Consider the following 3,064-nt stretch of genomic DNA (forward strand, 5'->3'; position numbering starts at 1 on the left):
CGACCACGGTGGTCGGTGCCCTTCGCCGTGGCCGACGCGCACGACCCGGTCGGTGCGACGGCGTTCCCCGTGACGGTCGGCCCCGGGCTTCCTGCCCGGCCGCTGCGGCACGAGCGCGCGGTGCCGCCCGGCCGCGTCGGCCCGGCGGCCTCACTCCGCGGCCGAGGACACCGACGCGGCCGGGGGCTCGGCGGGCGTCGTGCGGCCGTCCGCGCGGCCGGAGCGCCAGGCGAGGCCGGCCGCCGCCACGGCGAAGGCCGCCGCGGCCGGCAGCAGGTACCCGGCGGAGCCGAAGGCCTTCAGGCCGATCGCCCCGAGGACGCCGGCCAGCGACACCGCCAGGTACAGCACGGCCGCGTTGAGCGAGACGACCAGGGACTCGGAGCCCGCCGGGGCGAGGGCGATGATCCGCTGCTGCTGCGGCGCGGTCAGCGACCAGGAGGCCACCCCGCAGAACGCCACCGCCACCAGCGCGGCCGTGAACGAGTCCCGGACCTCCAGCATCACCAGGAACACGGCCGCGAGCCCCAGGCTCGCGGTGATCACCACCCGGCGCGGCCCGTACCGGTCGGCGAGGTGCCCGGCCATCAGGTTCCCGGCGGTCCCGGCGACCCCGAAGACCAGCAGCAGCAGCGCCACCCGCGCGCCGTGTCCCCCGACGGCCGGCGCGAAGACGGAGCTGATGTACGTGTAGGGGAGGTAGACGCCGATGAAGGCCAGCAGGGTGCAGGCGAGCACGCCCGCCACCCGCCGGTCGGTGAGCGGGGACAGGCGCCGGCGCAGTCCGGCCGCGGTGCCGAGCCTGATCTCGGGCAGCCGCAGCGCGATCACGGCGGCGACCGGGACGGCCAGCGCCGTGACGAACCACATCGTCGCCCGCCAGCCGACCGCGTCGCCGATGGCGGTGCCCAGCGGAGCGCCGAGGGCGAGCGAGGCGGTCAGGCCCACGGTGACGACGGCGATCGCCCGGCCGCGGTGGCGCTCACCGGCGAGCGCCGCCGCCGTCGCGCCCGCGTTCGGGGTGAACATCGCCGCACCCGCCGCCGCGACCACCCGGGAGGCCAGCACCAGCCCGTAACCGGGGGCGACCGCCGTCACCACGTTGCCCACTCCGAACACCAGCAGCGCCGTGACCAGCACGGTGCGCCGTGACCAGGTGCTGGTGAGCGCCGCCAGGACCGGGGAGAGCACCGCGTAGGCAATGGCGAAGACACTGACCAGCTGGCCCGCCGCGGCGACGTCGACGTGCAGCGAGCCGGCGATGTCGGGGAGCAGGCCCGCGATGACGAAGGCGTCGGTGCCCACGGCGAAGGTACCGAGGGCCAGGAGCATCGCGGCGGGCCCCCAGGGGGCGGCCGGGGACTCGTCGGCAGGGTCGGTCATGGTGCGACTCCCGGTTCGATGATCGGCGTCTATGACGACCGGCATCGTAACTATGCGAGTGGAACGACTGGCGCCGGAAACGCCGTCGACCGACGGATTCCGGCCAAACGCCCCTCGTCGAAGGCCTGTTGAAGCTCCCGACGACTCCCGGCCGCACGGGGACGCCGCTCCCCGGCGACGGCCGGAAACCCTCACAAGGGTCAATGCCCATCGGAAAAGACGACTACTATCGAAGCGCGGAGAGCCTCCGGCCGAGCGGCCCGGACGGATGGGTATCGTCCGGAGCGGTACACGGCGCACGGCCGCACCGACGAGCAGGGTGGAGCGGATGCACGCGATCGAGGAGACCTGGCTGCCCCAGCCCGACCTGGCGACGGTGGACATCGGCACCGTGCTCCAGGCGCTGGCCGATCCGGTGCGCCTGCAGATCCTCCGGGCGCTCGACGCCTCCGCCGAGGAGTCGTGCACGACGCTGGACCTGCCCGTCAAGCGCTCGACCGTCTCGCACCACCTGCGCACCCTGCGCGAGGCCGGTGTCGTGGCGACCAGGCTGGTCGGCAACAGCCGGCTCAGCCGGCTGCGCCGGGACGACCTCGAAGCCCGTTTCCCCGGGCTCCTGACCTCGATCCTCGCGGCCGCCCCGGCGACCGCCCCCGCGTCCGTCCCGACCGAGTGACCCGGCGGGGCCGGTGATCCCGACCGCCGCCGCGCCATCGCGTCCACCCCACCGCCCGAACGGCGAGAAGGAGCACAGCATGGGCCGCTACGCCCACCTGGCGTACACCGACGAGGTGCGCCTGGTCCAGCGGGAACAAGGAAGCGAGTTGTCGGCCGTCCGCCAGCTCGCGCACGGCGACGAACCCGAGGAACTGACGGAGGCCGAGGCCGGCTTCATCCAGTCCCGCGACGGGTTCTACCTGGCCAGCGTCAGCGAGACCGGCTGGCCGTACGTCCAGTTCCGCGGCGGGCCGCCCGGCTTCGCCCAGGTCGTCGACGAGCGGACGATCGCCTTCGCCGAGGTACGCGGCAACCGCCAGTACATCAGCACCGGCAACATCCGCGCGGACGGCCGGGTGGCCCTGTTCTTCATGGACTACGCCCGCCAGGCCCGGCTGAAGCTCTTCGGCCGGGCTTCGGTGCAGGAACTGGAGAAGAACCCGGAGCTCGACCGGCGCCTGCTCGCCACCCGGACCGAGGGCCGGGTGGAGCGCCTGATGACCGTCCACGTCGAGGGCTTCAACTGGAACTGCCCCCAGCACATCACCCCGCGCTTCTCCGAGGCCGAACTCCGGCCCCACCTCGACCAGTTGCAGGAGCGGATGGCCGCACTGGAGGAGGAGAACCGAGTCCTGCGGACGCAACTGGAGCAGCGGGCCGGGTAGCCCCGCCCCGGAAGGCACGGCGGCGCCGGACCGGCACCGCTTGGGGCGGCCCGGAGGTCGGCCGCCCGCGCCCGGTCGCCCTCGGCGGCCCACCGGGCGGAGCGTTCGAGGCACCTGCGGAAGACGGCGGCCGTCCCGAGCCGGCCGGCCGGGCACCGTTGCGCGGTCGCTTCCGGCCGGGCCGTCGGGGGCCGTCACGCCCCGGACGCTGTTGGTTAATTCGGGTTGTGCGTGACGTCGGACTTCAAGACCTGGTTGTGGTCTTGAAGTCCGACGTTGTCGTTTGCGGTGGGTGCGGG

The 3,064-nt window shown here is 74.1% G+C and carries 3 protein-coding genes; 2 read left to right on the top strand and 1 reads right to left on the bottom strand.

Annotation, left to right across the window (positions count from 1 at the left end; translation table 11 throughout):
• Positions 1–150: 150 nt before the first annotated feature.
• Positions 151–1,383, bottom strand: a complete 1,233-nt coding sequence (locus ACFXHB_RS44575; protein ID WP_380582927.1) for an MFS transporter — start codon at positions 1,381–1,383, stop codon at positions 151–153.
• Positions 1,384–1,711: 328 nt separating this feature from the next.
• Here ACFXHB_RS44575 and ACFXHB_RS44580 point away from each other — a divergent pair, with 328 nt between their 5' ends.
• A complete protein-coding gene (locus ACFXHB_RS44580) occupies positions 1,712–2,059 on the top strand; it encodes an ArsR/SmtB family transcription factor (RefSeq protein ID WP_380582929.1) in 348 nt (115 codons plus the stop codon).
• 79 nt (positions 2,060–2,138) lie between these two features.
• A complete protein-coding gene (locus ACFXHB_RS44585) occupies positions 2,139–2,765 on the top strand; it encodes a pyridoxamine 5'-phosphate oxidase family protein (RefSeq protein WP_380582931.1) in 627 nt (208 codons plus the stop codon).
• The last annotated feature ends 299 nt before the right edge of the window (positions 2,766–3,064 follow it).

This window comes from Kitasatospora sp. NPDC059327 (genome assembly GCF_042752535.1).
Classification (GTDB): domain Bacteria; phylum Actinomycetota; class Actinomycetes; order Streptomycetales; family Streptomycetaceae; genus Kitasatospora.